The 22,045-nt window shown below is 65.7% G+C and carries 21 protein-coding genes; 6 read left to right on the forward strand and 15 right to left on the reverse strand.

The genetic code is table 11. The features are described 5' to 3' along the window. The first annotated feature begins 35 nt into the window (after nt 1-35). The 3 genes from panB to R2669_RS09680 are packed head-to-tail and all read left to right on the forward strand — an operon-like array spanning nt 36 to nt 2,268. Nucleotides 36-854, forward strand: coding sequence for a 3-methyl-2-oxobutanoate hydroxymethyltransferase (panB, locus tag R2669_RS09670; RefSeq protein WP_027680633.1), 819 nt, complete (start codon nt 36-38; stop codon nt 852-854). An 11-nt stretch (nt 855-865) separates the two neighbouring features. Beyond that, on the forward strand, nt 866-1,573 hold the full coding sequence (locus R2669_RS09675; protein ID WP_316899841.1) for an ABC transporter permease: 708 nt from the start codon (nt 866-868) through the stop codon (nt 1,571-1,573). Then, nucleotides 1,570-2,268, forward strand: a complete 699-nt coding sequence (locus R2669_RS09680) for an ABC transporter ATP-binding protein (RefSeq protein WP_316899842.1) — start codon at nt 1,570-1,572, stop codon at nt 2,266-2,268. The genes R2669_RS09675 and R2669_RS09680 overlap by 4 nt, the downstream gene beginning before the upstream one ends. On the opposite strand, the gene R2669_RS09685 is transcribed toward R2669_RS09680, so the two are convergent. From R2669_RS09685 to dnaK, 3 genes are all read right to left on the reverse strand, one after another. Continuing rightward, a complete protein-coding gene (locus R2669_RS09685; RefSeq protein ID WP_316899843.1) occupies nt 2,212-4,110 on the reverse strand; it encodes a bifunctional chorismate-binding protein/class IV aminotransferase in 1,899 nt (632 codons plus the stop codon). The genes R2669_RS09680 and R2669_RS09685 overlap by 57 nt on opposite strands. A 149-nt stretch (nt 4,111-4,259) precedes the next feature. Then, nucleotides 4,260-5,408: a molecular chaperone DnaJ gene (dnaJ, locus tag R2669_RS09690; RefSeq protein ID WP_102066732.1), complete on the reverse strand. Its 1,149-nt coding sequence runs from the start codon at nt 5,406-5,408 to the stop codon at nt 4,260-4,262. A 134-nt stretch (nt 5,409-5,542) separates the two neighbouring features. Further along, nucleotides 5,543-7,495: a molecular chaperone DnaK gene (gene dnaK / locus R2669_RS09695; protein WP_316872879.1), complete on the reverse strand. Its 1,953-nt coding sequence runs from the start codon at nt 7,493-7,495 to the stop codon at nt 5,543-5,545. A gap of 264 nt (nt 7,496-7,759) precedes the next feature. Between dnaK and R2669_RS09700 the strand changes: the two genes are divergently transcribed. After that, nucleotides 7,760-9,055, forward strand: a complete 1,296-nt coding sequence (locus tag R2669_RS09700) for a phospholipase A (RefSeq protein ID WP_316889966.1) — start codon at nt 7,760-7,762, stop codon at nt 9,053-9,055. A 12-nt stretch (nt 9,056-9,067) separates the two neighbouring features. Here R2669_RS09700 and rnk read toward each other — a convergent pair whose 3' ends face one another. The 3 genes from rnk to grpE all read right to left on the reverse strand — a co-directional run bounded on the left by rnk (nt 9,068) and on the right by grpE (nt 10,889). Next, entirely contained in the window at nt 9,068-9,475 is a 408-nt protein-coding gene (gene rnk / locus R2669_RS09705) for a nucleoside diphosphate kinase regulator (RefSeq protein WP_147219135.1), read from the reverse strand. Nucleotides 9,476-9,804: 329 nt separating this feature from the next. Further along, entirely contained in the window at nt 9,805-10,230 is a 426-nt protein-coding gene (locus R2669_RS09710; protein WP_316889969.1) for a thioredoxin family protein, read from the reverse strand. Nucleotides 10,231-10,241: 11 nt separating this feature from the next. Beyond that, nucleotides 10,242-10,889 (reverse strand): nucleotide exchange factor GrpE, encoded by a 648-nt coding sequence (grpE, locus tag R2669_RS09715; protein ID WP_316889971.1) that lies wholly within the window; start codon nt 10,887-10,889, stop codon nt 10,242-10,244. A 262-nt stretch (nt 10,890-11,151) separates the two neighbouring features. Between grpE and R2669_RS09720 the strand changes: the two genes are divergently transcribed. Further along, on the forward strand, nt 11,152-11,349 hold the full coding sequence (locus R2669_RS09720) for a hypothetical protein (protein WP_009241433.1): 198 nt from the start codon (nt 11,152-11,154) through the stop codon (nt 11,347-11,349). Between the two features lie 21 nt (nt 11,350-11,370). Here R2669_RS09720 and R2669_RS09725 read toward each other — a convergent pair whose 3' ends face one another. Genes R2669_RS09725 through hutU form a run of 6 tightly spaced genes read right to left on the reverse strand, consistent with a single transcriptional unit; the run spans nt 11,371 to nt 18,446 of the window. Further along, the gene (locus tag R2669_RS09725; RefSeq protein ID WP_024974832.1) at nt 11,371-11,769 is read right to left on the reverse strand and encodes an RNA-binding S4 domain-containing protein; all 399 of its coding nucleotides are present in this window, start codon (nt 11,767-11,769) and stop codon (nt 11,371-11,373) included. Next, nucleotides 11,766-12,881, reverse strand: coding sequence for a ferrochelatase (gene hemH / locus R2669_RS09730; RefSeq protein WP_316889973.1), 1,116 nt, complete (start codon nt 12,879-12,881; stop codon nt 11,766-11,768). The genes R2669_RS09725 and hemH overlap by 4 nt, the downstream gene beginning before the upstream one ends. A gap of 56 nt (nt 12,882-12,937) precedes the next feature. Continuing rightward, nucleotides 12,938-14,173: an imidazolonepropionase gene (gene hutI, locus R2669_RS09735; RefSeq protein ID WP_316899844.1), complete on the reverse strand. Its 1,236-nt coding sequence runs from the start codon at nt 14,171-14,173 to the stop codon at nt 12,938-12,940. Beyond that, complete coding sequence (hutG, locus tag R2669_RS09740) at nt 14,166-15,143, reverse strand: formimidoylglutamase (protein ID WP_316899847.1); 978 nt, start codon at nt 15,141-15,143, stop codon at nt 14,166-14,168. The genes hutI and hutG overlap by 8 nt, the downstream gene beginning before the upstream one ends. Before the next feature lie 2 nt (nt 15,144-15,145). Beyond that, complete coding sequence (hutH, locus tag R2669_RS09745; protein WP_316899849.1) at nt 15,146-16,702, reverse strand: histidine ammonia-lyase; 1,557 nt, start codon at nt 16,700-16,702, stop codon at nt 15,146-15,148. 25 nt (nt 16,703-16,727) lie between these two features. After that, complete coding sequence (gene hutU, locus R2669_RS09750; RefSeq protein ID WP_316870143.1) at nt 16,728-18,446, reverse strand: urocanate hydratase; 1,719 nt, start codon at nt 18,444-18,446, stop codon at nt 16,728-16,730. A 154-nt stretch (nt 18,447-18,600) separates the two neighbouring features. Here hutU and hutC point away from each other — a divergent pair, with 154 nt between their 5' ends. Next, the gene (gene hutC, locus R2669_RS09755) at nt 18,601-19,314 is read left to right on the forward strand and encodes a histidine utilization transcriptional repressor HutC (protein ID WP_027680619.1); all 714 of its coding nucleotides are present in this window, start codon (nt 18,601-18,603) and stop codon (nt 19,312-19,314) included. 7 nt (nt 19,315-19,321) lie between these two features. Here hutC and R2669_RS09760 read toward each other — a convergent pair whose 3' ends face one another. Genes R2669_RS09760 through tauA form a run of 3 tightly spaced genes read right to left on the reverse strand, consistent with a single transcriptional unit; the run spans nt 19,322 to nt 22,040 of the window. Further along, nucleotides 19,322-20,191, reverse strand: coding sequence for an ABC transporter permease subunit (locus R2669_RS09760; RefSeq protein ID WP_316899850.1), 870 nt, complete (start codon nt 20,189-20,191; stop codon nt 19,322-19,324). Beyond that, nucleotides 20,188-20,979, reverse strand: coding sequence for a taurine ABC transporter ATP-binding protein (locus tag R2669_RS09765; RefSeq protein WP_316899852.1), 792 nt, complete (start codon nt 20,977-20,979; stop codon nt 20,188-20,190). Before R2669_RS09765 ends, R2669_RS09760 begins: the two co-directional genes overlap by 4 nt. Continuing rightward, entirely contained in the window at nt 20,976-22,040 is a 1,065-nt protein-coding gene (tauA, locus tag R2669_RS09770; RefSeq protein WP_316899853.1) for a taurine ABC transporter substrate-binding protein, read from the reverse strand. Before tauA ends, R2669_RS09765 begins: the two co-directional genes overlap by 4 nt. Nucleotides 22,041-22,045 lie beyond the last annotated feature (5 nt).

The following is a 22,045-nucleotide window of genomic DNA, read 5'->3' on the forward strand; positions in this document are numbered from 1 at the left end:
GTGGGCGCTCGCGATGCCCCAATGAGTCTCAGTCCATGAGCTATCTCCAGGAATCGAACCGCAAGGCCGTCACGGTGACTTCGCTGCAGGCCATGCGTGCCGCCGGCGAGCGCATCGCCATGCTGACCGCCTACGACTCCAGTTTCGCCGCCCTGATGGATCGCAACGGCACCGACGTGCTGCTCGTCGGCGATTCGCTCGGCAACGTGATGCAGGGCCAGAAGACCACGCTGCCGGTCACGCTCGATCACATCGTCTATCACACCGAATGCGTATCGCGCGGCATCGAGAAAGCGCTGCTCGTATCCGACCTACCGTTCGGTACTTATGGCACGCCCGAACAGGCGTTCCACAGCGCCGTGCGCGTGATGCAGGCCGGCGCGCAGATGGTCAAGCTCGAAGGCGGCGTGTGGCTCGCGCCGACGATCAAGTTTCTCGTTGAACGCAGCATTCCGGTGTGTGCGCACATCGGCCTGACGCCGCAATCGGTGCATGCGTTCGGCGGCTTCAAGGTGCAGGGTCGCGGCGACGAAGCGGCTGCGCAACTGAAAGCCGACGCGCTGGCCGTGCAGGATGCCGGTGCGCAACTCGTCGTGATGGAAGCGATTCCTGCCGCGCTGGCTGGCGAGGTGACGCGCCTGCTGGCCATTCCGACCATCGGCATCGGTGCGGGGTTGGAGTGCTCGGGCCAGGTGCTCGTGATGCACGACATGCTGGGCGTGTTCCCCGGTCACCGCCCCAAGTTCGTACGCAACTTCATGGACGGGCAAGCCACCATCGACGGCGCCGTCGCGGCCTACGTGGCCGCCGTCAAGGACGGCACGTTCCCCGGCCCGGAACATACCTTCGCCTAAGCGGCATCCGCATGGAAATCTGGTCGGCCACCGTCGACGCCTTCGCCCTGCTCGCCAGCGGCGATGCGGCGCTGTGGCGGATCGTCTGGGTGTCGGTGAAGGTGGCGATCGCGGGGTTAGCGCTGGCGGCACCTCCCGGTCTGCTCATCGCTTACCTCATCGCCATGCACCGCTTTATGGGCCGCCGCGCGCTCGTGGTGCTGGCGCAGGCGTCGCTGTCGTTTCCGACTGTGCTGATCGGGCTGCTGCTGTATCTGCTGCTGTCGCGCCAAGGGCCGCTTGGCGGCTTCGGGCTGCTGTTCACGCAGGGCGGGATGATCCTCGGGCAAGCGGTGCTTGGGCTGCCGGTGATTGTCGCGTTTGCACTGACGACACTTGAGCGCGCGGATCCGCGTCTGGCAGAAACCGCGCGCGTGCTGGGCGCCGGACGCGTCCGGCTGCTGCTGACGGTGTTTCGTGAATTGCGCTTCGGCCTGATGGCCGCGGTGGTGGCCGGCTTCGGACGCGTGATCGCGGAAGTGGGCTCTGCGCTGATGGTCGGCGGCAACATCGAAGGCGTCACGCGCACCATGACCACGGCGATTGCGCTGGAAACCAGCAAGGGCGAGTTCGCACAGGGCATCGCGCTGGGCATCGTGCTGATCGTGCTGGCACTGCTCGTCAACCTTGTGCTGGCGTGGCTGCAAGGGGCTGGCAACTATCGCAGGGAGCCGGCATGAGCGCGTCGTCGCAGCCCACGATGGTGTTTGAAGGCTTGCGCTGCCAGCACGGCGCGCGCGTTCTGTTCGAGATTCCGCGCCTGGCCCTCTCGGCCGGACATGCGATTGTCATCACCGGCGCAAACGGTGTCGGCAAGACAACGCTGCTGCGCATGCTGGCCGGGCTTGCACCCGCCAATGGCGCGACGGTTGACATGGGCAAGGGGCGGCAGGCGCTGTCGCCCTACCCGGCGGAGCTGCGCAAGCGGCTGACCTACGTACACCAGCATCCCTATCTGTTCCGCACGTCGGTACGCGCGAATCTCGCCTATGGCCTGACCACGGGAGCACACCGCGTACCGCATGCGGAGCTCGCTGCGCGTGTCGACGATGCGCTGCGCTGGGCGGGTCTGGAGCACGTGGTGGATGTGTCGCCCGAACGGCTGTCCGGCGGCGAGACGCAACGCCTCGCCTTGGCGCGTGCTCGCGCGCTGCACACGGATGTGCTGCTGCTCGACGAACCGACGTCCAATCTGGATGGCGCCGCACGCGAGCAAGTCATTGCGCTGGTCGGCGAGCTGGCAGCGGAGGGCCGCACACTGTTGATGGTCTGCCACGACCGCGAGCTCATCAACCTGCCCGGCGTGGCGCGCTGGAAGCTAGAGCACGTCGGCGGTCAGGGCCGGCTCGAAATGCGCGGGCACCACGCCGCGTAGGGCATTGCATACAGCGATGGCCTCGGCGCGGGCAACATCGGCGCGCGTGAGGACACGCTCTTGCAGCGGCCCACCGAGCCAGGGCGATGCGTCTTTCAGCAGCACGGCGCGCATCACCCCCGGCAAGACCCCCGCGGACAGCGGCGGCGTCCACCACGCACCATCGAGCTTGACCAGCAACGTGCTGCGCCCGCCTTCAGCCAAGGTGCCGTCCGCGTTGAAGAACACGGCATCGAATGCACCTTCGCGCTCCGCTGCCTGCCACGCAGCGTCGTAACCTTCGCGCAACGTGGTCTTGTGCGCCGGCAGACTGTGCGTGGCCTCGCGCGGTTGCGGTGCGACGAGCAGGCGGACCGGCGCATCCCAGCTCGCATGCAGGGGCGACAGAGGCACGGCCGATACGTTGGCCACACCGTCCGACGTAAGCAATAGGCGCATGCGGTAAGCGCCCCCGCCATCCAACGATGCGCACGCACGCGCCACGTTGTCCGCCAGCGCGGTCCGATCAAACGGGAAACCAAACGCAGCCGCTGAACGCCCCAGCCGCGCCAGATGCCAATCCAGCAAAGGCACCCCGCCGCGCGTCGCGCGCATCGTCTCGAACAACGACAACCCCGGGTCGAGCGCCGTCACGAAGCGCGCTTTCAGTTGGCACTCCGCGTATTCCTCATCGGCGATGCTGTCATGCACGATGCCGGAGCCGATGCCGAGTTCACCGCGGCGCAGGCCATCGGTGCCGGGCGCGCTCAGCACCAACGTGCGGATCGCCACCGAGAAGCATGCGTCGCCCATCGCGCGATCGTCGGCAGGCGCGTCGATCCAGCCGATCGCGCCGGTGTACAGGCCACGCGGCTCCGGCTCCAGCGCCTTGATGATTTCCATCGTCCGCCGCTTGGGCGCGCCCGTGATGGAGCCGCACGGAAACAGCGCGCGCAGGCAATCGGCCAGGCCAGTGGCGGGCGGAATCTCGGCCTCCACGGTCGACGTCATCTGCAGCACGCTGCCGAACGGCGTCACCTCGAACAGCGTCGGCACACGTACCGAACCCGCGCGTGCGAGACGGCCCAGATCGTTGCGCAAGAGGTCGACGATCATCAGGTTCTCGGCGCGGTTCTTCTCATCAGCTGCGAGCGCGATGGCGCGGGCTTCGTCGACTTCGACGTCGCCGGATGCGGGCGCGGTGCCCTTCATCGGCCGCGCAACAAGCTGGCCCGCCTGGTGCGAGAAGAACAGCTCCGGCGAGCACGACAAAATCGCGCCGCCGTCCGGCAGCCCAATGAACGCGCCGTACGGCACCGGCTGGCGCGCGCGCAGGCGCCGATACAGCGCCGCGGGCGCGCCAAACGCCGTCATGCGCAGGCGGTACGTGTAGTTGACTTCGTAGGTGTCGCCCGCCGCAATCCAGTCGTGGATGCGCGCGATGGCGTTGGTATAGGTGGCGTGATCAACGCTGGCAGCACAGTCGAACAGACCGGCCGCCCCCGCCGCTTCAGGCCAAGCCTCGAACAGCGAATCGACCTCCGCCGGCGACAGCACCTGCATCGTGCGGAACAGCAGCACGCGCAAACGGCCATCGTGACCGGGCAAGGACGAAGAGATTTCAGTGGAAGCCGGCAGACCGACCAGCGGCTCGCCAAACTCATACGGCGCAACGATCAGGGCATGCAAACCCTCGCGCCAGGCGGCGCGGAGGTCATCGTCCAGCCCATCCAGGATACCGGCCGGCCGGAAAAACTCGCCGGCATAACCGGTGTACCAGCGCGAGCACGGCGCCCCGCCCGAGGTGGCATCGTCCAGCAGCGCGAACGGCGCGCCGGCTTCTGGCGCTTGGAGCGGCTGCATGACGATGTCCCGATTGAAGAGTTGGTGTTTAAGAAGCCTCGAAAAGCGTAGCGAGCGGCCCGAGGTTGGCACGAGAAGCGCAGCCGTACATTGGTACGGCGAGCATCACAGTGCCAAGATCGGGCCGCGCAGTAGCTTTACGCGGCTTCTTACGAGGAGAAGAAGTTTTTCACCTTGTCTAGCCACGACTGCTCCTGCGGGCTGTGCCGCGAGCCGCCTTCGTGCACGGACTTGTCGAACTGCTTGAGCAGTTCCTTCTGGTGCTCCGTCAGCTTGACCGGCGTCTCGATGTTGATGTGCACATAGAGATCGCCCGCATAGCCCGAACGCACGCCCTTGATGCCCTTGCCACGCAGGCGGAACGTCTTGCCGGCCTGCGTGCCTTCGGGCACCGTGAACGACGCGCGGCCGCCCAGGGTCGGCACTTCGATGTCGCCGCCGATGGCCGCCGTCGCAAACGAAATCGGCATCTGGCAATGGAGGTCGTCGCCGTCGCGCTCGAACACCGGGTGCGGCTTGATGTGGATTTCCACATACAGATCGCCCGGAGGCCCGCCGTTGATGCCCGGCTCGCCATTACCCGACGAACGGATGCGCATGCCTTCATCGATGCCGGCCGGAATCTTCACTTCCAGCGTCTTCTGGCTCTTCAGCTTGCCCTGGCCGTGGCACTTGGTGCACGGCTTGGGGATGTACTTGCCGCTGCCGTGGCACTTCGGACACGTCTGCTGCATCGTGAAGAAGCCTTGCGACACACGCACCTGACCAGCGCCGTGGCAGGTCGGGCACGTCTCCACGCTGGAGCCGGGCTCGGCGCCCTTGCCGTGACAGTGGTCGCACTCATCCCAGTGCGGCACGCGGATCTGCGTATCGTAGCCATGCGCGGCCTGCTCCAGCGTGATCTCCATGCTGTAGCGCAGGTCAGCGCCGCGATACATCTGCGGGCCGCCACCGCGGCGCCCGCCCTGACCCTGGGCTTGGCCAAAGATATCGCCAAAGATGTCACCGAAGGCTTCGGCAAAGCCCCCGCCAAAGCCCGCACCGCCCGCGCCAAAGCCGCCGGCCATGTTCGGGTCAACGCCCGCGTGGCCGTACTGGTCGTAGGCAGCTTTCTTCTCGGCGTCGGAGAGCATCTCGTAGGCCTCTTTGGCCTCCTTGAATTTCTCTTCCGCTTCCTTGCTGTCCGGATTGCGGTCCGGGTGGTACTTCATCGCGAGCTTGCGATATGCCTTCTTGATCTCGTCGTCGCTCGCGTTCTTGCCTACCCCGAGCACTTCGTAGTAATCACGTTTTGCCATGGTGGCTTCAGTCGTCGCCTGTTTTTACTGCGTGTCGAATAGCAAAAAAGCCGAGCGTGACATCAGGTGCGTCCCGCACAACCCGATGATCACTGCCCGGCGTACCGTAACGTCCGCCTGGCGGACGAGTTGGCTTACTTTTTGTCGTTCACTTCCTTGAACTCGGCGTCGACGACGTTATCGTCGTGCGGTGCGCCTTGTCCGGCTTGCGCGCCTGCCTGGGCACCGGCCGCGTGTTCAGCGCCGCCTGCCTCGCCCTTGGCCTGCATGTCGGCATAGACCTTCTCGCCCAGCTTCTGCGAGGCGGTTGCCAGCGCTTCGGTCTTGGCGTCGATCGCGGCCTTGTCGGCACCCTTCAGGGTTTCCTCAAGTTCCTTGATCGCGGCTTCGATCTTGTCCTTCTCGCCAGCTTCCAGCTTGTCGCCGTACTCGCCCAGTGCCTTCTTGGTCGAGTGCACCAGCGCTTCACCCTGGTTACGGGAGTCGACCAGTTCGCGCAGCTTCTTGTCTTCCTCGGCGTTGGCCTCGGCGTCCTTCACCATGCGCTCGATCTCGGCTTCCGACAGGCCGGAGCTTGCCTTGATCGTGATCTTGTTTTCCTTGCCGGTCGCCTTGTCCTTGGCGCCCACGTGCAGGATGCCGTTGGCGTCGATGTCGAACGACACTTCAATCTGCGGCGTGCCGCGCGGTGCCGGCGGAATGCCTTCCAGGTTGAATTCGCCCAGCAGCTTGTTGCCGGAGGCCATCTCACGCTCGCCCTGATAGACCTTGATCGTCACGGCCGGCTGATTGTCGTCCGCGGTCGAGAACGTCTGCGAGAACTTGGTCGGGATGGTCGTGTTCTTGCCGATCATCTTGGTCATCACGCCACCCAGCGTTTCGATGCCCAGCGACAGCGGCGTCACGTCCAGCAGCAGCACGTCGGTACGGTCACCGCCCAGCACCTGACCCTGGATGGCAGCGCCCACGGCAACGGCCTCGTCCGGGTTCACGTCCTTGCGAGCTTCCTTGCCGAAGAACTCCTTCACCTTTTCCTGCACCTTCGGCATACGCGTCATGCCGCCGACCAAGATCACGTCGTGGATGTCCGACACCTTCACGCCAGCATCCTTGATGGCGGTGCGGCACGGATCGATCGTACGGGCGATCAGGTCTTCGACCAGCGCTTCCAACTTGGCGCGCGTGATCTTCAGGTTCAAGTGCTTCGGACCCGAGGCATCAGCCGTGATGTACGGCAGGTTGATTTCGGTCTGCTGGGTGCTCGACAGCTCGATCTTGGCCTTTTCAGCGGCTTCCTTCAGGCGTTGCAGCGCGAGCACGTCCTTCGACAGGTCGACGCCCTGCTCCTTCTTGAACTCGCCGATGATGTAATCGATGATGCGCTGGTCGAAGTCTTCGCCGCCCAGGAACGTATCGCCGTTGGTCGACAGCACTTCGAACTGCTTCTCGCCGTCCACGTCGGCAATCTCGATGATCGAGATGTCGAACGTACCGCCGCCGAGGTCATACACGGCGATCTTGCGGTCGCCCTTTTCGTTCTTGTCCAGGCCGAATGCCAGCGCAGCCGCGGTCGGCTCGTTGATGATGCGCTTGACGTCCAGACCGGCGATGCGGCCGGCATCCTTGGTGGCTTGGCGCTGCGAATCGTTGAAGTAGGCCGGCACCGTGATCACGGCTTCGGTCACTTCCTCGCCCAGGTAGTCCTCGGCAGTCTTCTTCATCTTGCGCAGGACTTCAGCCGAAATCTGCGGCGGCGCCATCTTCTTGTCGCGCACTTCCACCCAGGCGTCGCCATTGTCGGCCTTGGTGATGGTGTACGGCATCAGGCCGATGTCCTTCTGGACTTCCTTCTCTTCAAACTTGCGGCCGATCAAGCGCTTGACGGCGTACAGCGTGTTCTTCGGGTTGGTCACCGCCTGGCGCTTGGCCGGGGCACCGACCAGGATCTCGCCGTCTTCCATGTACGCGATGATCGACGGGGTGGTGCGTGCGCCTTCGGCGTTCTCGATCACCTTGGGCGTGTTGCCCTCCATGATGGCCACGCAGCTATTGGTGGTACCGAGGTCGATACCGATGATTTTGCCCATGTTCTTGCTCCTCGAATCTGGTGTCAGGACTGCACTGAATACAAACTTGGATCGGATGTGGGAGTGCCGTCTGGCTTTTCAAGGCCGAATTTTGAAAAGTTGAGCATTTTGGCCGGTTTTTCTTGGGAAAGCACCCGAAAACGTGCGCTCCCCGGCAAAAACGGGCGTTTTGAATGCCCGGAACCGCAAACCGGGCACAAAAGGTCTGGGTGTTACCCTTGCGCGCATTGCCACTCGCCGGACGCCAACCCGGCTTTTGCGCCCATGCCTTTGCATCCGCTTCGATCCATTCTTGGCGCTGCGCTCCTTGCCGCATGCGCCGTGCCCTCCGCCGATGCCGCTGTTGCCTTGCTCCAGCCCTCCCGCCGCATCGATGCCAACCAGCCCTTCACCCTGACCCTGGTCATTTCGGGCGATGCCGCCCAGCGCAGCTATGCCGTGCCGGCCAAGCTGCGCGCAACCGCCACCGCCGATCTGCAAGGCGCGGTGGAAGTGATCCTCAATCGACATAACGCCGGGGCGGAGACCCTGCATCTGCGCCCGGGGCAGGTCCGCACCGTCGCCTATACGGGCACGCTGCCCGAGGCGCTGCGCGGTACGGTTCGGATCGATATTCCCGATCTGGATGCGGCACCCGTTCTGGTGACGCTCGTGCGCGGCCCAGACGCCCCGCAGATTGCCGCGGATGGCGCTCCGGCCGGCGCGGCCCGTAACGCCGCGGCCGAAGCGACCCAGCCGGGCGGCGCGCTCGGCACCAACCCGAGTGCCCCCGCTGCCAACGCAACGGCTGCACCGCCCACCCCTGTGGCGGTGGCGGGCAGTGGCGAAGCATCCCGTCCGCCAGAAGACACCGCTCGCCTGACGTTCCACGAGCCCATGTTCGCTGCCATCGGGGCGCACGAAGGGCTGAACGCCAAGTTCCAGCTGAGCTTTAAATTCCGGATTTTTCAGCCGGAGAATCCGGCATCGGCAGCGCTGCTCGATAACCTGTATTTCGGTTACACGCAGTTCTCGCTGTGGGATCTGGGCAAGGAATCCGCGCCGTTCCGCGATACGAATTACCGGCCCAGCATCTTCTATTACCGGCCCGACACGGGCATCCACGGCGGCGCGCTCACCCGGCTGTCGTTCGCAGGCGGCATCGAGCACGAATCGAACGGCCGCGACGGCGATGCCTCACGCGCCATCAACACCGTCTTCGTCCGCCCCACGTTCCACTTTGGTGACCTGAACGATTACCACTGGAAGTTCGAGCCGAAGCTCTACGCCTACCTCACGCGCACTGGCAACACCGATATCGCGCACTACCGCGGCTTTGGGGATTTCCGCGTGTCGTACGGCGCGCCCAATGGCTGGGAACTGGCCGCCACGCTGCGCAAAGGCACTCGCAAGGCCTACGGCAGCGTCGACGCGCAATTGACGTATCCGATGAGCCGGATATTCACTGGCACGGCGGGCTATCTGTTCATCCAGTATTTCACCGGCTACGGCGAGAGCCTGCTCGACTACAACCACAAGCTGGGCTCGCAGGTGCGTGTCGGGTACAGCCTCTCGCGATAGAACGCAGCCGGCTTAGAGCGTGTGCTGGCCGCTGGCCTCTGGCTGGAATGCCACGCGGTCGATGCGCAAGGAGCGCTGTGCGCCATTTGGCGCCGAGTATTTGACCGACTTGCCCGCACGCGCACCCAACAGCGCAGCGCCCATCGGGGAGAGCACCGACAACTTGGCCGACGTCACGTTGGCCTCTTCCGGGTAGACGAGCGTCCACTCTTGCTCGGCGCCGGTGTCATCCACCACGCACACGACCGAGTTCATGGTGACCACGTCGGCGGGAATCTTGTCGCCAGGCACAACGTTGGCACGGGCGATCAGGTCGTCGACGAGGTCGGCCAGCGGCGAGTTGCTGCCAGCGCGCGCGGCGGCATTTTCGAGGCGGGTGAGGTCAAGCTCGGTCAGGTAGATGGCGGCTGCTTTGGACATGACGATCTCCTACAAGTCTGTGTTCAACACGAGGCAAAGCCGCTGCCGATAGCCCCGCAGGCCAACGCAAAGCAGCGGCAAGGAAACCGGCAGGCACACAGGCCGGCCGGCGGTAATACGAACTAAAACTGCTGGCGAAAGAGAGAGAGCCCGGCGGCAACGTGCCGCAGGGGCACTAGAACGACCGCCGGGCGGCGGCAAGGGCCGCGATCATCGCCTGAGCGGCGCGCGGCAAGGTGCGCGCCATGCGCTTGGGGCGCACAGCACGGGAAGGCGAAACGAGGAAGAGGGCCGCAGCCATCGGCATCGACGTCATGACGGTCGCTGCCTCAAATGAGCGGCTTGCCGGCCAGCTTGTTGCGCGCATTGGCAACGGCGGCGGCAAATTGCGCGTGGCCATGCCAGCCGGTCGCTCGGCCGAGCTTCTTGCCACGATGGAAGAACATGAATACCGGAACACCGTGCAAGCCAAAGCGCTGGCCCAGTTCCGGGTGCGCATAGACGTCGGCATGCAGCCACGTCAGCCCAAGCTCACGCACGGCGCCCGGTTGCGCGAGCATGGCCTTCTTGGCCATCTCGCAGTTGAAGCAATCGACGCCCCAGAAGAACACGCACACGAGGGCATCGCCCGCAGCCGCAATGGCCGCGTCGAAGGTGGCGGTGTTTACCTCGCGCATGCCAAACGCCGCGAACGCGGTCTTGTCGACCGGAATCGCGCGTTGGGCATCATGCGACGTGGCTGTGTTCTGGATCACGGGGCGTTGGCTTACTTCGGCGCCGCCACGGTCACGAGAGCCGGGCGCAGCACGCGGTCGGCCAGCGTGTAGCCGCGCTGAAGCACCGCCACCACGGTATTGGCTTCCTGATCGGCCGGCACCATCGAGATGGCTTGATGGCGATGCGGATCGAACTTTTCGCCCACCGGGTTCAACTCGGTCACACGGCCCTTTTCGAACGCGGCGTACAGCTGCTTGAGCGTCAGTTCAACGCCCTCGCGCAGCTTGGTGGCGTCGCCCGAAGTGTCCGCCAAGGCGGCCTGCAGGCTATCCATCACGGGCAGCAGATATTCGGCGAAGCCTTCGATGGCGAATTTGTGCGCCTTGGCCACATCCTCCTGGCCACGGCGGCGAATGTTCTCGCCTTCGGCCGTGGCGCGCGCCCAGTTCTCGTAGTTCTGACGAGCCTTTTCTTCAGCGGCCTCGAGCTGACGGCGCAGTTCAGCAACGTCCACGTCGGCCGCGGCCTCCGCCACGGCGGCTTCGTCACCGGCGACAGCCTGGGCATCGGCGCTCGCGCGCTGAGCCTGGCTCGAATAGGCGTGGGCCGCCTGGCCCGTCGCCGATGGGTTCGGCTGGGTGGCTTGAGTGTCCGCTGGCATGTCCGAGTTAGAAGGGGTGTGCGAAGAGTGATTCATAGCGCTGGATAAAGGGCATCGACGCACGGGATGTACCCGAAGACGATCCGCTGGATTTTTACAAACGATTTGTCCCCGTTATGGGGCAATTGGCGCGCTTTTCAAGGGCGCCGGATGCGCGGTAACTGTGCGCCGTGCATCACGAAATATGGGGTTACAACTTTCATCAGACTGCCACGGCACAGCAATTGCGGCGCCCTGATGAGCCACCTATGATGCAAGAAAAAACTGGGGGGCGCGAGCTTCTTTGAGGGTTCGTACCATGCACAACAAATTGCCCGTTCTGACCGTGCTCCTGCTGTTGACGCTGACCGCAGCCACAACGTTCATCTGCCTGTCTGGGGCCGTCACGCCGCGTTATACGGAGTACGGCAGCGGCAAGGCATTCTTCAAGCACTACATTATCAAGCCCGCACAGATGCAGCAGATGCCGCGCGGCCTGATGAGCGTATCAAGTTAGCACACACTTGCGCGGAACGCTTCATTCTCCGCCAAGTTTGTCGATGCGTCGCCGGTCTCGCTTGGTCGGCCGGCCGGCAATTTGTGTGGCGGGTTCCCGATACAGGCGGCGCTTGTCGGCGTTCTCTTCGCGTTTTAAGCGACTGGTGTCCGTCTCGGCGTAGAGCGTTTGCGCGACCGAAGCCGGGCCGCGCACTTCCGCCAGCGCCAATACCTCGACTTCCCACTGCTGTTCATGCGCGTGCACCCGCACGCGGTCACCAATTTTGACATCCTTGGCGGGGCGGACCGGCTGATCGTTGATCTGCACGCGACCGCGTTCGACCGCATCCGTCGCCTGCGAACGTGTCTTGAAGAAGCGCGCCGCCCACAGCCATTTGTCGATGCGCACGCGATCGGCCGCGTCCGTGCTCACTTTCATGCGGCGGCCCCCTTGCTCTGCGCACGCGTGCGGCTCGCCTCCAGCACATGCGGATGCGTGAGCGTGAGCGGCCAGCCCTGCAGATGCGCCAGCGCAATGTCGGCAATGCCGGCGATCCACACCTCGCTGTCGTTCAGGCACGGGATGTAATGGAATTCCTTGCCGCCGGCGACACGGAAAGTGGACTGCCCTTCCATGGCGATCTCTTCCAGCGTTTCCAGGCAATCGGCCGGAAAGCCCGGGCAGAACACGTCGACGCGATGGGTGCCGACGCGGCCAAGCTCTTCCAGCGTGGGCGCGGTGTACGGCTGCAACCATTCGGCGCGGCCAAAGCGTGACTGGAACGTGACCAGGTACTGACCCGGCTGCAGGCCGAGCGCTTCCCCCAGCAAGCGGCCGGTCTTCAGGCATTCGCAGTGATACGGATCGCCCAATTCCAGCGTCCGTCGCGGCACACCATGGAATGACAGCACCAGCTTGTCGCCGTGCGCAAAATCTGGAGCGCCGTGCTGCGCCCAATATGCCCCCACCTGCTGGTGCAGCGCATTGATGTAAGCGGGGTCATCGTGGAAATGCTTGATCAGCCGCAACTCCGGCTGATTGCGCATTTCGCCCAGCACACGGAAGACCTCGTCGAAGGCCGTGGCGGTGGTGGTGCCGGAATACTGCGGATACATCGGCAGCACGAGGATGCGCTCGACGCCCTGCTTGCGCAGCGCCTGCATGACGGACGGAATCGACGGATTGCCATAGCGCATTGCACAGGCGACCACCACATCGTGGCCCTGCGCGTTCAGCAACTGCTGCAGCGCATGCGCCTGGCGCTCGCTGTAGACGAGCAGCGGCGAGCCCGTCATGTTGGCCTCGCGCAGCCAGATGCTTTCGTATTTGTGCGCCGACGTGCGCGAACGCAGCGGCACGATCAGCCCGTTGAGGATGAACCACCACACCGCGCGCGGAATTTCCACAACGCGGGGGTCGGACAGGAACTGACGCAGGTAGCGGCCGACCTCGCGCGGCGACGTGCCGTCAGGCGTACCGAGATTGACGAGCAGGATCGCCGTGCGATCGGGCTGGCCGTGCTGGAACAGGGGTTCGGGCAAGAAGGGCATGGGCGCGGGTTCGCGATAGACCGGCCGATTATACGAGCCGCGTCCTCGCGTGTTCCTTACGCCACCACGGTGCCGTCCTTGATCACGCCCACACATGGGTTCAGCCCCATCGCGTACGCCAGATCGGCGGGCCGGTCGATGCGCCACAGGGCGAAATCGGCCGCGCAGCCCGGAGCCAGCACGCCACACGTGCCAGACAGGCCCAGCGCTGCGGCAGCATGACGCGTCGCGCCGGTCAGCGCTTCCAGCGGCGTCAGGCGGAACAGCGTGCACGCCATGTTCATCGCCAGCAGAAGCGACGACAACGGCGAGGTACCAGGGTTGCAGTCGGTCGACACGGCCATGGGCACACCGGCGGCGCGCAGCGCGGCCATCGGCGGGAGGCGCGTTTCGCGCAGGCAGTAGAACGCGCCGGGCAGCAGCACGGCCACCGTGCCGGCTTGCGCCATGGCTGCGATGCCGGCCTCGGTCAGGCATTCGAGGTGATCCGCTGACAGCCCGCCGTAGCGAGCCACCAGCGCCGCGCCGCCCTGATCGGAGAGCTGCTCGGCGTGCAGCTTGACCGGCAAGCCGTGGCGCTGCGCCGCGTCGAACATGCGCGCCGTCTGTGCGGGCGTGAAGCCAATGGTTTCGCAGAAGGCGTCAACAGCATCGACCAGGCCCTCCGCAGCGAGCGCGGGCAGCACATCGGCGCAGAGATGATCGATGTAGTCATCCGCACGGCCGGCGAATTCGGGCGGCACGGCATGCGCGCCGAGGAACGTCGTGCGCACGCGCACCGGCAATGATTGGCCGAAGCGCCGTGCAACGCGCAGCATGCGGCGCTCGGTTTCCAGGTTCAGGCCGTAGCCCGACTTGATCTCGACGGTGGTGACACCTTCGGCGCGCAGGGCATTCAGGCGCGGCAGGCTGGCGTCGGCCAACGCGTCTTCGCTGGCGGCCCGCGTGGCGCGAACGGTCGAGAGGATGCCGCCGCCCGCCCGCGCAATCTCTTCGTATGGCACGCCGTTCAGGCGCGCTTCGAATTCATTGCTGCGGTTGCCGGCGTAGACGAGGTGCGTGTGGCAATCGATCAGGCCGGGCGTGAGCCACGCGCCGCCGCCATCGTGTTGCCGTGCGGCGCGGGCGTTGACGGGCAGATCGGCCCGGTAGCCAAGCCACGCAATGCGGCCATCCTTGACGGCGATGGCCCCGTCGCGGATCTCGCCGTAGCCGTCGGCATCGGCGGCAAGCGTGGCGAGGTTGACGTTGGTCCAGAGCGCGTCCCAGTGCGGGTTGGCCGGATCAGTCATGCGCAGCTCCCTGCAGGCCAATGCCGTCTGCCACGCGCGCCACGAGGCGGGCGGCGACACGTGCCGTGCGGTTGTCGATGTCGAGCGACGGGTTCAGTTCCGCTACATCTGCCAGCCGCAGCTTGCCCGAGCTGACCACGCGATCGACGATGGGCTCGATCACGTCCATCCCCACGCCGCGTGCGGACGGCGCGCTCACGCCTGGAGCCACCGCGGCCGGCAGCACGTCCAGGCACATCGTCAGATAGACGTGGTCGACCTGGCTCAGGAACACCTCCACCACCTTCAACACGTGCGCGAGTTGCATGACGTCCATCTCGTCGTCGTGCATCCAGCGCACGCCGAGCTGGCGCGCACGCGCGAACAGCGCCTCGGTGTTGGCGTAAGTGCTCACGCCGAGGCAGGCGTAGTGGAACGGCCATCCGCGCCGCGCGCAGTCTTCGGCGATCTGGCGGAATGGCGTGCCGGAGCTGCCCCGCTCGCCCGCGCGCAAATCGAAATGCGCGTCCAGATTGAGAATGCCGATACGCGGGGGCTGGTCGGATTTCGCCGCCAGATGCCGCGCCAAGCCGCCAAACGAGGCCCACGCGATCTCATGCCCGCCGCCGAGCGCGATCGGAAATGCGCCGCGGTCGAGCAGATCGTGGAGCACACCCGACAATTCGCTCTGCGCGTCTTCCAGCGCATCGCCCTGGCAAGTCACATCGCCTGCGTCGACGACCACACGGCCGGCACGCGCGGGCAAGTTCGCGAGCATCTTGCGGATGGCGGCCGGGCCCGCCTGTGCACCGGTTCGCCCGTGATTGCGTGCGACACCCGCATCGCAGGCAAAGCCCGCCAGGGCGACGGTGTTGGCCAACGGCGTCGCTGCATCGATGCGGCGCACCGTCTGGTGCCAACGCAAGCCCAGCGGGCCTTCTTCCGCATCGACGCGGCCTTGCCAGACGTTCGGTTCGGCTTGGGCGAGCATGGTCAGACGAGTGCGAGTTCGCCGACGTGCGCGCGGCACGAATCGCCAAGGTCGCCATCGAGCACGAGGCGGCGGGCGGCTTCGATGTCGGGGGCGAACAGCCGATCTTCACCGTAGTAGGCCACGCGCGCGCGGATGCAGCCATGTGCCTTCTGCAGCGTGTCGGACGTCGCCAATGGCTTGTGGAAGTCGATGCCCTGCGCCGCCGCCAGCGCTTCGATGCCGACGATGGTGGCGGTGTTCTCTGCCATGTCCTGCAAACGGCGGCCCGCGAAGGTCGCCATGCTGACGTGGTCTTCCTGGTTGGCGGACGTCGGCAGGCTGTCGACGCTGGCTGGGTGGGCGAACGTCTTGTTTTCCGAGGCCAGCGCCGCGGCCGTGACGTGCGCGATCATGAAGCCCGAGTTCAGGCCCGGCTGCTCGACCAGGAACGGCGGCAGGCCAGACAGCGTGGAGTCGATCAGCAGCGCGATGCGGCGCTCCGACAGCGCACCAATCTCGGCAATCGCCAGCGCAAGCATGTCGGCAGCAAACGCCACCGGTTCGGCGTGGAAGTTGCCGCCCGAGATCACTTCACCGGCGTCGGCGTAGACCAGCGGGTTGTCGGTGACTGCGTTGGCTTCGGTGAGCAGCGTGGCGCCGGCCTGACGGATCAGGTCGAAACATGCGCCCATGACTTGCGGCTGGCAGCGCAGGCTGTACGGGTCTTGTACGCGCTTGTCGCCCACGAGGTGCGACTGGCGGATGGCGCTGCCGGCCAGCAGGTTGCGGTACACCGCGGCGGTGGCGATCTGGCCGGGCTGGCCGCGCACCGTGTGCACGCGCGGGTCAAACGGCGCATCGCTGCCCTTGGCGGCATCCACCGACAACGCACCCGACACGGTAGCGGCTTGCAGCAGTCGCTCGGCCAGGAACAGGCCGTTGAGCGCCAGCGCGGTCGACACCTGCGTGCCGTTGATGAGTGCCAGCCCTTCCTTGGCGGCCAGCGCAATCGGCTCGATGCCGGCGGCGGCCAAGGCGGCACGCGCCGGCGTGCGCACGCCATTCACGCGCACGTCGCCCTCGCCCAGCAGGGCCAGCGTCATGTGCGCGAGCGGCGCCAGATCGCCCGACGCGCCCACCGAACCCTTGGACGGAATGCACGGCACGATGCCGGCGTTCAGCAGTGCCAGCAGCGTGTCGATCACGACACGGCGCACGCCCGAATAGCCGCGCGCCAGGCTGGCGGCCTTCATCAGCAGCACCAGACGCGCGACGTTGTCGCTCAGGTCTTCACCCGTGCCGACGGCGTGCGAGAGGATGAGGTTGCGTTGCAGGCGCTCCAGCTCGTGCGTGGGGATCTGCGTCTTGGCCAGCAGGCCGAACCCGGTGTTGATGCCGTAGGCCGGGTCGCCTTTGGCAACGATGGCCTGCACGGTGGCCGCAGACGCTTCGATGGCGGCCGCGCAATCGCCCGACAGCGCAACAGGCGTCGGGGCGAGCCAGACGCGGCGCAAGTCGGCGAAGGACATTTCGCCCGGCTGCAACGTGATGATGGGGGGCGTGGTCATGGTGTTCATAGCAATGCGAGAGGATGTCTTTAACTTAGCCGATCATCGGCAGGTTCAAACCGTTGCGCTTGGCGCAGGCGATGGCGGTTTCGTACCCGGCATCGGCATGGCGCATGACGCCCGAGCCCGAGTCGTTGACGAGCACACGGCCCAGGCGCTTGGCCGCAGCGTCGGTGCCGTCGGCGACGATCACCACGCCCGAGTGCTGCGAATAGCCCATGCCGACACCGCCGCCATGGTGCAGCGACACCCACGTGGCACCCCCGGCCGTGTTGAGCAGCGCGTTGAGCAGCGGCCAGTCCGACACGGCGTCGGTGCCGTCTCGCATGGCTTCGGTTTCGCGGTTGGGGCTGGCGACCGAGCCCGTGTCGAGGTGGTCGCGGCCGATCACGATCGGCGCCTTCAGCTCGCCATTCTTGACCATCTCGTTGAACGCCAGGCCGGCCAGGTGACGCTCACCCAGGCCCAGCCAGCAGATGCGCGCGGGCAGGCCCTGGAAGGCGATGCGATCACGCGCCATGTCGAGCCAGCGATGCACGTGCGTGTTGTGCGGGAAGAGTTCCTTGATCTTGGCGTCGGTCTTGTAGATGTCTTCCGGATCGCCCGACAGCGCCACCCAGCGGAACGGGCCCTTGCCCTCGCAGAACAGCGGACGGATGTAGGCCGGCACGAAGCCCGGGAAGTCGAAGGCGTTCTTCACGCCCTGATCGAACGCGACCTGGCGGATGTTGTTGCCGTAGTCGACGGTCGGGATGCCCATGGCCTGGAAATCCAGCATGGCCTGCACGTGCACGGCGCAGGACTTGGCGGCCTCGTCGGTCAGGCGGGCGTGCTGCGACGGGTCGCGTTGAGCAGCACGCCATTGCTCGACCGTCCAGCCAATCGGCAGATAGCCGTTGACCAGATCATGCGCCGAGGTCTGGTCGGTCACCAGATCCGGCTTCAGGCCACCGGCGCGGGCACGCTTGACCAGCTCCGGCAGGATTTCCGCCGCATTGCCGAGCAGACCGATGGACACGGCCTCGCCGCGCTCGCAATGGTGGCGAATCAGGTTGAATGCGTCGTCGATGTCCTTGGCTTGCTTGTCGAGGTAGCGCGTACGCAGGCGGAAATCGATGCTCGATTGCTGGCACTCGATGTTCAGCGACACGGCGCCGGCCAGCGTGGCGGCCAGCGGCTGGGCGCCGCCCATGCCGCCCAGGCCGGCGGTCAGGATCCACTTGCCGGCCAGTTTGCCGTCGTAATGCTGGCGGCCGGCTTCGGCAAACGTCTCGTACGTGCCTTGCACGATGCCCTGGCTGCCGATATAGATCCAACTGCCGGCCGTCATCTGGCCGTACATGAACAGGCCCTTGCGATCCAGCTCGTTGAAGTGTTCCCAGTTCGCCCACTTGGGCACGAGGTTGGAGTTGGCGATCAGGACGCGCGGCGCATCGGGGTGGGTCTTGAACACGCCCACCGGCTTGCCCGATTGCACGAGCAGCGATTCGTCGTCGTTCAGCTCGCGCAGCGTTTCCAGGATCTTGTCGAAGCAGGCCCAGTCGCGCGCGGCGCGGCCGATGCCGCCATACACGACGAGGTGCTTGGGGTTCTCGGCCACATCCGGGTCGAGGTTGTTCTGCAGCATCCGGTAAGCCGCTTCGGTCAGCCAGCTCTTGCAGTGCAGCTCGGTGCCACGGGGGGCCCGGATTTCACGCGAGGCGTCGTAGCGCGGATCGTTGGTCAGGTGGGCAGCGTTGGTCGGGGCGTTCATGTGAGGTCTCCTGCGAACTCCTTTGTCATGGAGCGCATCTTATGTTGTATATACAACTTAGGCAAGAAAACTTTACAAGCTAAGAGCAAACCCTGATGATGACCGCCATCCGCACATCACATCCGCGGCCACCGCCGCACTGCAAGCCACGCCCATGTCACACGACCCGTCCGCCAGCACCCCCGCCTTCCAGCGCATCAAGGAAGACATCCTCACGCGCATTCGCAGCGGGGAGTGGCAGGAAGGGGAAATGATTCCGGGGGAGACGACGCTCGCGCAGACCTTTGGCGTGTCGCGCATGACGGTCAATCGCGCGCTGCGTGAGTTGACCGCCGAGCAGATCCTCACGCGCGTGCAAGGCTTGGGAACGTTCGTCGCGCAGCAGAAATACCAGGCGACGCTGGTGGCGATCCGCAATATCGCCGAGGAGATTGCAGCGCGCGGCCATCGGCACCGCGCCGAACTGCACAAGCTGGAACGCGCCCGCGCCAACGAGGCGATGGCAGCTTCGTTTGGCGTGCCCGCCGGCCGCGTGCTGTTTCATTCACTGATCGTGCACTTCGAAAACGACCTGCCGATCCAGGTGGAAGACCGTTGGGTCAACGCGGCGTTGGCGCCGGAATACATGGAGCAGGATTTCACGCAGACCACGCCAAACGCCTACCTGATGCGTGCCGCCCCGTTGCAGGGCGTGGATTACGGCATCGAGGCGCGCCTGCCCACCCGTGAGATCGCCGAAATGCTGCACATGGACGTGCGCGAGCCCTGCCTGATGCTGCGGCGAAAAACGTTGTCGCAGGGTCAGGTCGCGTCCGTGGCGACCATGTGGCATCCGGGCGGGCGTTATCAGTTCACGGGCAGCTTCTGAGTCTCGGTCAGCTGCGGCCCTTCCAGGGCACCACGCGCGCTTCGATGGCGCGCATGGCCAAGTCGAACGCCCATGCAATCGCGCCGATCAGCACGATGCCCATCACCACGAGGTCGGTGCGCAGAAAGCTCGACGCATTGAGCACCATCTGCCCCACGCCCACGGTGGCCGCCACCATTTCCGCCGCCACCAGCGTGGTCCAGCCGAAGCCGATGGCGATGCGCAAGCCGGTCAGGATCTCGGGCAGCGCCGCCGGCAGGATCACATGTCGCACCACCTGCGTGAAGCTCGCGCCAAGCGCATACGCGGCGTTGATCTGCTCAAGCGTGGCGCCGCGCACGCCGGCACGCGCGGCCATGGCAATCGGTGCGAAGCAGGCAAGATAGATGACGACAATCTTGGCGCGCTCGTCAATGCCCAGCCAGATGACCACGAGCGGCAGGTACGCCAGCGGCGGCAGCGGGCGATAGAACTCGATGGGCGGATCCAGCAAGCCGCGCGCGGTGCGGGAAACGCCCATCGCAAGGCCGATCGGTATGGCCGTCACGGCAGCCAGCGCAAACGCACCGAACACGCGCAACGCGCTCCAGCCCAGATGCGACGCCAGCGGCTGGCCGCCTTGAATATCGCCATGCCAGGCATCGATGAATGCGCGACCGACGGCCTGCGGTGAAGGCAGGAACAACGGCGGCACCCAATGGAAGGTGGTCGCCGCCCACCAAAGCAGGAGCAACGCCGTCACCGACAACACGCTGAGCCCCAATGCGCTGCCCTCGCCTGGCAGACGATAGCCGCGCAGCCTGCGCGCCGGCCTGCTGGAAGGCGGCGCTGCATCGACGGAGGCGCGCTGCAGCACGGGAGTTTCGAGCGCGCTCATGCGAGCAGCTCCTCGGGGGCATGGTGGATCAGCGCCAGTACACGCTCGCGCCAGGCAATGAATTCCGGCGACGATTTCACCGCGCGGGCGTCGCCGCCTGCCAGCGACTGCCGCGAGAACGGCAGATCGAATGTCTGCACGATGCGACCCGGCGATGGCGACATCACGATCAGGCGCGTTGCCAGGAACAGGGCCTCCTCCACGTCGTGCGTGATGAAGAAAACGGTCGTGCCGGTGCGTTGCCAGACATCGAGCACCAGCGTCTGCATGGTCTCGCGCGTGAACGCGTCGAGCGCGCCCATCGGTTCATCCATCAACAGCACGCGGGGCTCGGTCGCCAGCGCACGGGCAATGCCAACACGCTGCTGCATGCCGCCGGACAGGGCATAGACGGGCGATGCGGCATGCGCTTCAAGGCCGACCAGCCGGAGCAACTCCAGCGCACGTGCATGCCGCGTCCTGCGGTCGACACCGCGCAGCTTGAGGCCAAGCGCCACGTTGTCGCGCACGTTCAGCCACGGCATGAGCCCATAGCGCTGGAACACCACGCCGCGGTCTGCGCCCGGCCCATCGATTTCGCGGCCGTCCAGGAGAATCTGCCCCGACGTGGGCGCCACAAAACCCGCAAGACAGTTCAGCAGCGTGGTCTTGCCGCAGCCGGAGGCACCCAGGGCCACGACGAACTCGCCGGCGTTGATCGACAAATCCACTCCGGCCAGGGCGCGGGTGGTGCGGCCGTGCGCGTCGATGTAGTCGACGCCCAGGCCGCGCACATCGATGCGGCTCATCGCGCTGCGGTGGCGACGGCCTTGTTGCCCGCGTTGGCCGCACGCTGGACAAAGCGCGAGTCGATGGTGGCACCGTAATCCGGCAGCACCGTCTGGATCGTGCCCTGCGTCTTCAGAAACTGCGCCGTGGCCAGCAGCGATTGCGCTGCGCCCGACTGCGCGCCGCCGCCCAGCCAGCGCTTGGAAGCCTGCTCCGCCGCATCCGGGAAGGCATACAGCGCAAGACTTGCCGGCACATCCGCCGCCGTCGCGCCCGACGTCTTGGCCACGGCTGCCACCTGCGGCGAGGTCGCCGTCCACGCGGCCTTGTTGTCGCGATAGGCCGCATCGGCCTTGGCCAGCACTTCGACAAACTTGGCGATGAACTCGGCATGGTCGCGCGCAAACTTGCGGTCCGCCACGAAGCCATCAAAGGTCGACTTGCCGGTGGCGGCGGCGATCTTGCCGGAGGTGGTCAGCACGGTGCCGTTCTTCTTCACCTTGGCGAGCACCGGATCCCAGATGAAGGCGGCATCGACATCGCCCCGGTCCCACGCGGCCGACAACTCCTGCGGCCGCAGGTTGACGACCTTCACGTCGCGCGGCTCGAGCCCGGCTTGCTGCAGCGCCACCAGCGCATGGAAATGCGAAGTCGACACATACGGCACGCCCAAGGTCTTGCCCTTCAGATCAGCCACGCGCGACACGCCGCTGCCGTTGCGGGCAACCAGCGCTTCCGCATCATTGATGTTGTCGAGAATCCAGAACAGCGACAGGTCCACGCCCTGCGACACGCCGGCCGCAATCGGACTGGAGCCCGCTTCGCCGATCTGCACGGAACCCGACGCGATGGCGCGCACCACGTCGGCGCCGCTGGCGAGTTGGCGGTACGTCACCTTATAGCCGGTGGCACGCTCGACCTCGCCCGTCGCCTGGGCGTAGCGCCAGGGCAGCACCATGTCCTGATAAGCGATGACGACCTCGCGGTCCGCTGCGCGCGCAGGCGCCGCCCCAAGCAACGCGAACGAAATGGCCGCAGACATCGCTGCAGCCAGCAAACGGGAAAAGGAAGAACCAGCCATGAAAG

Origin of the sequence: Ralstonia edaphi (assembly GCF_958350185.1) — a bacterium.
GTDB classification, from domain to species: Bacteria; Pseudomonadota; Gammaproteobacteria; order Burkholderiales; family Burkholderiaceae; genus Ralstonia; species Ralstonia edaphi.

Bases quoted from the DNA above. Each gene is read 5' to 3' on its own strand.
- R2669_RS09685 (WP_316899843.1), bottom strand. From the start codon at position 4,110: ATGCAGCCGCTCCAAGCGCCAGAAGCCGGCGCGCCGTTCGCGCTGCTG.
- hutG (WP_316899847.1), bottom strand. From the start codon at position 15,143: ATGCTCGCCCAAGCCGAACCGAACGTCTGGCAAGGCCGCGTCGATGCG.
- R2669_RS09765 (WP_316899852.1), bottom strand. From the start codon at position 20,979: ATGAGCCGCATCGATGTGCGCGGCCTGGGCGTCGACTACATCGACGCG.
- dnaJ (WP_102066732.1), bottom strand. From the start codon at position 5,408: ATGGCAAAACGTGATTACTACGAAGTGCTCGGGGTAGGCAAGAACGCG.
- R2669_RS09675 (WP_316899841.1), top strand. From the start codon at position 866: ATGGAAATCTGGTCGGCCACCGTCGACGCCTTCGCCCTGCTCGCCAGC.
- hutU (WP_316870143.1), bottom strand. From the start codon at position 18,446: ATGAACGCCCCGACCAACGCTGCCCACCTGACCAACGATCCGCGCTAC.
- dnaK (WP_316872879.1), bottom strand. From the start codon at position 7,495: ATGGGCAAAATCATCGGTATCGACCTCGGTACCACCAATAGCTGCGTG.
- hemH (WP_316889973.1), bottom strand. From the start codon at position 12,881: ATGCCCTTCTTGCCCGAACCCCTGTTCCAGCACGGCCAGCCCGATCGC.
- grpE (WP_316889971.1), bottom strand. From the start codon at position 10,889: ATGAATCACTCTTCGCACACCCCTTCTAACTCGGACATGCCAGCGGAC.
- R2669_RS09725 (WP_024974832.1), bottom strand. From the start codon at position 11,769: ATGAAAGTGAGCACGGACGCGGCCGATCGCGTGCGCATCGACAAATGG.
- rnk (WP_147219135.1), bottom strand. From the start codon at position 9,475: ATGTCCAAAGCAGCCGCCATCTACCTGACCGAGCTTGACCTCACCCGC.
- hutH (WP_316899849.1), bottom strand. From the start codon at position 16,702: ATGAACACCATGACCACGCCCCCCATCATCACGTTGCAGCCGGGCGAA.
- tauA (WP_316899853.1), bottom strand. From the start codon at position 22,040: ATGGCTGGTTCTTCCTTTTCCCGTTTGCTGGCTGCAGCGATGTCTGCG.
- R2669_RS09700 (WP_316889966.1), top strand. From the start codon at position 7,760: ATGCCTTTGCATCCGCTTCGATCCATTCTTGGCGCTGCGCTCCTTGCC.
- hutI (WP_316899844.1), bottom strand. From the start codon at position 14,173: ATGACTGATCCGGCCAACCCGCACTGGGACGCGCTCTGGACCAACGTC.
- R2669_RS09720 (WP_009241433.1), top strand. From the start codon at position 11,152: ATGCACAACAAATTGCCCGTTCTGACCGTGCTCCTGCTGTTGACGCTG.
- R2669_RS09680 (WP_316899842.1), top strand. From the start codon at position 1,570: ATGAGCGCGTCGTCGCAGCCCACGATGGTGTTTGAAGGCTTGCGCTGC.
- R2669_RS09760 (WP_316899850.1), bottom strand. From the start codon at position 20,191: ATGAGCGCGCTCGAAACTCCCGTGCTGCAGCGCGCCTCCGTCGATGCA.
- panB (WP_027680633.1), top strand. From the start codon at position 36: ATGAGCTATCTCCAGGAATCGAACCGCAAGGCCGTCACGGTGACTTCG.
- hutC (WP_027680619.1), top strand. From the start codon at position 18,601: ATGTCACACGACCCGTCCGCCAGCACCCCCGCCTTCCAGCGCATCAAG.